The sequence below is a fragment of the Bacteroides sp. AR29 genome, assembly GCF_900217715.1.
GTDB classification, from domain to species: Bacteria; Bacteroidota; Bacteroidia; order Bacteroidales; family Bacteroidaceae; genus Bacteroides; species Bacteroides uniformis.
Window position 1 is genome coordinate 86,309 of the sequence record NZ_OBMS01000019.1, and the last position, 6,283, is coordinate 92,591.

A 6,283-nucleotide genomic window follows, 5' to 3' on the forward strand; every position below is an offset into this window, starting at 1 on the left:
ATTATTGACAATATGATTATAGATAATATACGTTTCATTTATGTATTCAAATATTTTCTGAATCGGGTATATGCAAGAAGATAATAAGGATTTGTAGAACACATTTTGAACATCCACACATACTCCCTGAAGGACTTTTTCATCCAAGGTTTTGACTTGCCTATAAAATGAATCACATATACTGCTTTTCCCATCTTTCCTTTTAGCGAATATCCCAAATGACGAATGTAATATGTAAGATGATCGGCAAAGATATTATACCCTTCATCCAAATGTAATGAATCGCATTTTCCCCAGTCGGGCAAGAACCGTTTAATCACATCTTGATCGCCTACCATCAGATTTCTTTTCGTACAATCATTCACCACAATGCTAATGGTCTGCAACAGCTGTCTTTCCACCTCCTTATCCGGCACTATAACCATGAGACCGGAATTAAGCCCGCCCACCCAACTTTCATTTCCCGGATAGGACGAGTCCGCACTTACCGCAGAAAAAGCCTCATGTTCAAACAATCCATCAATATTCCTCACTATCAACATGTCGCAATCCAAAAATACGACTTTCTCAAATTGGGTCAATCCCCAAATCAACAACTTGTCAAAAGTGTAATTCCAATGCGAGAATCCTTTTCCTAAAGGGTTGACATTTCCGGTTACGGCAGAATGCAAGAGACGAACGCACCGAATGCCCTCTCTTTCCAAAATATGTTCTGTTTCTTTATCAATGGAAACAGATAAGGCACAATAAAGGGGGTATCGGGATTCTGAAGCCTTTAAGGAACGGTGCAAGACCAACACTCCCTGCAAATAATTTTTGTTGGAAAGTAACGTAATATATACCTTCATCTTTTATCTGTATATAATGCCATAGACAATCTTCTGCAATAAGAAATAATGCAAACGAACTACAACAAAGACTCCTTTCCATGCACACCATTGAATCAATGTGGCACGTTTGGATATTAACATATTCTTACCGATATATGCATCTGCCTCAGGATATAGCTTTTTCCATATACGATATTTATTAGAGTTATTGCTTATCAGAAGCGGAAATTTCACATCTAGTTTCAAGAATGCAATCTCCTTATCCAGTTCCGTACCATATTTGGCTTTCATATACGTCTCTATGCGATGGACATTGTATTTTAGGTCTATCAAATGGCGTTCTGAAAAAGTCTGCGTAAAAGCATCGGTATTCAATTTCACATAATGATAAAACGCACGAGGGAGATAATGCACCTTTTCCGCACAAGAAAACAGCAGCATCATGGTCATGTCCTCTCCCATACCATAGCCTGCCGGAAAATCTATATGATTATCCACATACAAACTACGCTTCACCAGTTTGTTCCACACAGTAAACTTCATTGCTCCACTCAACATGCCTTTTAATGCCTCCATCGGTGTTGCATAGCGAGGCTGTTTCATATACCTTTCGTTCTTTTCAAAAGAAAGATACCAGTCACACCATACGATATCGGCACTATGCTCTGTCGCCATCTGATAAAGCACCTCTAACATATTATTGTCTGCAAAGTCATCACTATCACAATGGAACACATATTCTCCGCTCGCTACAGCCAACCCGCTGTTCCTCGCCGCAGGAAGTCCCTTATTTTCGGAATGGTGGATTATTTGGACACAAGACTTCCGTTGAGGGTATTTTTCAATACAAGCCTGAAGCAGCTTCATGCTATTGTCAGGCGAAGCGTCATCCACAAAAATAAACTCCACTTCGTCCAATGTCTGTGCCAATAACGATTCCGCACATTTCACAATGAAACGTTCTACCTTGTAAACAGGTATAATTACAGAAACTTTCACTATTATATTATTTCAACAAATAAAAGAAACTAAAGAGAAGCCGGAACAGCCATTTCATCTGTTTTCTGTAAGGCTTGTCTTGATTTAAGTAACAATAGATAAGATTTGCTCATTAGTTTTATAATCAGCGGATTTACACTCTTATTTTTACGCCAATAATTAATGTATTCAAATCCCATAAATGAACTTATTTCTTTACTTCCTATATGCTCATATATCTCATCGCTCAGACTTTTTATCTGCTCATCAAAATCAGTTAACATCTTCTTAGTTTCATCCTCATAATGTGTAAGAAGAAACACATAGACATTCTTTACCAAAGGAATCATACGGCCATACATATATTCCAAGAGAGAAGCTTCTTTCATATCTTTTTTATGATATTCATATCCGGAAACCATATCTGCGGCACAACGGGAAATTTGAACGATTCCTTTCAATCTATCTTTTGAATTAACAGTTTGTCCCTCCCTTCCGATAAGATATTTGTAAACAAAACGATTAAAACAGGCCACTGATTTAACAGTCATCATGGGAAGGAAAATCCATTGCTGGTCTGTATATGAAATACCTTCAGTTTGCTGGTATTCGAAATTCAGCAAATTTTCACGTCGATAGGTAACAGCATGCATCTGCATGTTCTTAAATGTATGAGTATTGCATATGGATTTGAAATCATACAATTTTTCTTCTCCAAAGCAATAGTGAATTATTTTTTTCACTTCCCGATTCACATTCACCACCGCAAAGTCCGAAAGAATCAAATCGGCATCTATTTCTACAAGGAAGGAAACAAAAGCCTCAAAATGCTTGGTATGAAAACTGTCATCTGCATCCAATATCTTCACATATTTCCCCTTAGCTTCCTTCAATCCCCTATTGATACATGAACCATAATTTCCGTTTTCCTTGTCAATCACCCTAAAGACTTCAGGATATAATTGTTCATATTCATGCCCTATGGCAGAAGAACTGTCCTTACTCCCATCATTGATAATCAAGACTTCCAACTGCTTAAAATTCTCCTTAATCAAAAGAGAATCCAAACAATAACGAAGATAATCCTCCATATTATAGGTAGGAATAATCACTGTCAGAATCTTATCCATAAGAATCTCGCTATTTTATAAAGCCTTCGCGGTCTTTTTGACCTTCCCAAAATGCTTTCAGCTCAAAAACTATATTAGGTATATATCGTTTTACTTTACCTTTAAAATTCACATTCGTCGCTATCCGTTTATAAGGAGACGGTCTCTTCATTAGCTCCGTTTCATCAGTATCAATTTGCCTCATTATACCCTGCACCGCATCATAAACCTCTGCCTTTTCGTTATCCAAATGCCATTGCTTACCGACAATTTCACCATATTGTTCTAAAATACCTTGTTTGTCGAGTTTTTCACGCTGAGTGAAAAAAGCAAAATGAGCAGCTATCACATCACCGTTCCAAGCATTGGCTATACCTTGCATAGTAGGATAAATACAAGACATGAATTCCTCATCATCTCCGGGAACAACTCCTGTAAACTTCTTCATTTCATCGCCAAACCACAGAATGGCATTGATTGAAAAGCGAGTCATTCCCATCACTTTCTTACCTAAATGTAGTTCTCTCCATTTTCCAGTCCTTAAATATTTTGTAATAAACCATTCATGAAGTTCTCCTGCAAAGTTTCCACTTTTCCACAATACAGGATGACCGGATTCTGCATTATAATATCTGTCCAAATGCAACTTACCGGTTAACTGAAGCAGGTAAGTGGACAATGAATTATTGATTACCAACGGAGACACAAGAAAATATTCGGGATTATCAACCCTGAATTCTACCATTCTTTCAATAAGCCCCGGCTCCATCCATACTATATCATCATCCAGCTTGAAATAAATTGTCTCCGGTTCTATACAAGCCTTATAGAAAGCATTGATGCTGGCATTCCCATTGACCAAACTGTCCGGTTGCCAGACAAGATTAACTACGGAAAAATTTTCTGCTATCCGTTTGAAGAATTCAATATCAGCTCCATTATGAGTATTTATCCATATATCATACCGGTCAACATATGGACAATCCACGATATATGGAATTAAATACTGCATATACCGGCGACGACCGGCAGCGGTATTTACTACTACTTTATAATTGTTGTACATAGTATTATTATTTCCTGAAAAAAATCGACAAGACTACAAAGGTTTCTCTTTTCCAACATTTCCAAAAGAAACGTGCCGAATTAAATATAAAAATAAAAAGGATAAAGGCATTTAAGCAAATAAGGCTCATCTTTATAGACTGGTACTATAACCGAAATACATGGCTCTTTTTTCCATCTTTAAAAACGATATTTAAACCTGCCAATATTAAAAACACACTCTTTTTTCAAAATGTCTGATTCTTCCAAGTATTTGGCGAATAACTGCTCTATAATAAGAATGTAACATGACAGGACAGGATAAATTATTACGAATTGTTCCAACATATCCATTATTCGAAACTTCTGTGCCTAAATCCGCACAATCTACAAAATGTGGGAATAAGGCATATAATTTTATTCCAGTTTTCTTTATATTATACCAATCATCTGCCAAATATCTTTTCTGTAAAGATAACATTTTCTGAGCTGCACTTCTGTTTACAATATAAGCAATAGCCCCCATCGCTTCATGCACATTTGCCAGCTGAAAATCTTTATTTAAAACCCACTTTTTTCGAGTATACCAATAATCACCGGATAATAACAATACGACCGGTTTTTTAGTTTGTAATACATTTTGTACAGATATAATAATATTCTTCACATTTACATCTTGAAATGATATATCATCCTCCAATATTAAAGCCATGTCATCCTGTTGTTTCAAAATCTCTTCATAACATTTTCTATGAGACAGGGCGCAGCCAATCTCACCACTTTTCATATAACGACCGTAAGTCTTATATGTTGCTTTTTGGTTCCAGAGATCACTTTATTGCTCTTTAGACATCTTTTTACCGTCTATAGCTTCTATGAAATGTACATCTAGAAAATCCTGGTATGATCTTAATAGCTCTTCCATATAAGACTTTCGTTTTAAAGATTTCTTTAAATTAATTATATACGTTTTCATCCCACTTCAATTTTTTTCATTCAAAAGTCACACATACTTCTTTTTTCAATATCAAAGAGTTGCGATTTTCATTTTTTCAAGAATAATATGAACGAAAATTTAACGTGACACCAGTGAATTTCAATATTTAATAAGTAATAAAATACATTTCAAGGAATCACCAAAGTTTTTATAAGAGTGTGTTAAAATAGATAGTATATTTAATATTCTCATGGCATTCATTTGCCAAGTTCCATAATTTTTTTTATAGAAATAAAACTTACTCTTGCTGTTAAGCCAAAAACGCTTTAAGTTCATTTCTTTATAGTTACTAAAAGATCCTCCTTCTAGGTGAACCATAATAGCATAAGGCAGTAAACATGATTTCAGCCCTTTTTTATACATTCGGAAATACAAATCGGTTTCTTCATAATACATAAATATATTTTTATCAAAACCGTCCATAGAATCAAAAATTTCTTTTCGAATAAAAATATCAGCTCCAGATATGTAATCTACATTTCGATAATCACCGCTGTATATGCATTGTCCTAACGCAAGTTTATTCCTATAGAATTTTCTATAAAATATAGAAAAACCAATATCTGAAAATTCTTGCAGTAATGAAGGAAATTTCCCATGCGAAACTGCATTCGTTCCATATCTATCCAAAAGATTACCTCCACATGAAGCATATTCCGGATGTTTCTCCATAAAATCAAAAAAACAATAAGCTATGTTCCGAATAACTATTGTATCGCTATTTAGGAAAAATAGATATTTACCTGTTGCATAACTATTTCCAAGATTATTCCCCCCCCCGAATCCTAAATTTTCATTACTTTCTATAACACGAACTTGGGGAAATTCTTGGTGAATATATTGCGGAGTAGCATCACCTGATGCATTATCTACTACTATTACTTCCATTTCAACGCCACTAGTATTTTGAAAAAGTGAACGCAAACACTGAAGAGTAATATCACGCGTTTTGTAATTAACAATAATTACTGATACGTCCATAATTGAAGGATTTATTATTTACATTAGTGTCCCGTTAAAATGGGACGAGTTAAACAATTAATCAAATAGCCCCGGAATAAGGGGATTATTTAGATCTTTGACATCATTGAAATTAGTCTTATCGAACAGGTCACGCAAGTGGGTTTTGTCAGTCAATGATATGCTGATAATTTGCAAAACTTCATAGGTTGAGCGTTTCAACTTCATATCATGTTGGACAATAGCCACAAGGCAGTATGTGATAATAGCCACACTGATTTGTATGCGAACAGCGTTCTCTGTTGTGCCCCAAAATTTCTTTATCTTGAGATGCTGCTTGAGCCATTTGAAGAACAGCTCGATTA

Annotated in this window: 5 protein-coding genes and 2 pseudogenes; all 7 read right to left on the bottom strand. The window is 35.4% G+C overall.

Annotation, left to right across the window (positions count from 1 at the left end; genetic code table 11):
* Positions 1-38: 38 nt before the first annotated feature.
* Entirely contained in the window at positions 39-848 is an 810-nt protein-coding gene (locus CSD97_RS12960) for a glycosyltransferase (RefSeq protein ID WP_098032526.1), read from the bottom strand.
* A 3-nt stretch (positions 849-851) separates the two neighbouring features.
* Positions 852-1,829, bottom strand: coding sequence for a glycosyltransferase (locus tag CSD97_RS12965; protein WP_159461930.1), 978 nt, complete (start codon positions 1,827-1,829; stop codon positions 852-854).
* A gap of 29 nt (positions 1,830-1,858) precedes the next feature.
* Positions 1,859-2,938, bottom strand: coding sequence for a glycosyltransferase family A protein (locus CSD97_RS12970; protein WP_098032528.1), 1,080 nt, complete (start codon positions 2,936-2,938; stop codon positions 1,859-1,861).
* Between the two features lie 10 nt (positions 2,939-2,948).
* Positions 2,949-3,983 (bottom strand): hypothetical protein, encoded by a 1,035-nt coding sequence (locus CSD97_RS12975; protein ID WP_098032529.1) that lies wholly within the window; start codon positions 3,981-3,983, stop codon positions 2,949-2,951.
* Positions 3,984-4,190: 207 nt separating this feature from the next.
* Positions 4,191-4,937: pseudogene (locus tag CSD97_RS12980) on the bottom strand (glycosyltransferase family 25 protein).
* A 120-nt stretch (positions 4,938-5,057) separates the two neighbouring features.
* Positions 5,058-5,939 (bottom strand): glycosyltransferase, encoded by an 882-nt coding sequence (locus CSD97_RS12985; protein ID WP_098032531.1) that lies wholly within the window; start codon positions 5,937-5,939, stop codon positions 5,058-5,060.
* A 57-nt stretch (positions 5,940-5,996) separates the two neighbouring features.
* Positions 5,997-6,283, bottom strand: a pseudogene (locus CSD97_RS12990) (IS4 family transposase); the annotation flags it as partial.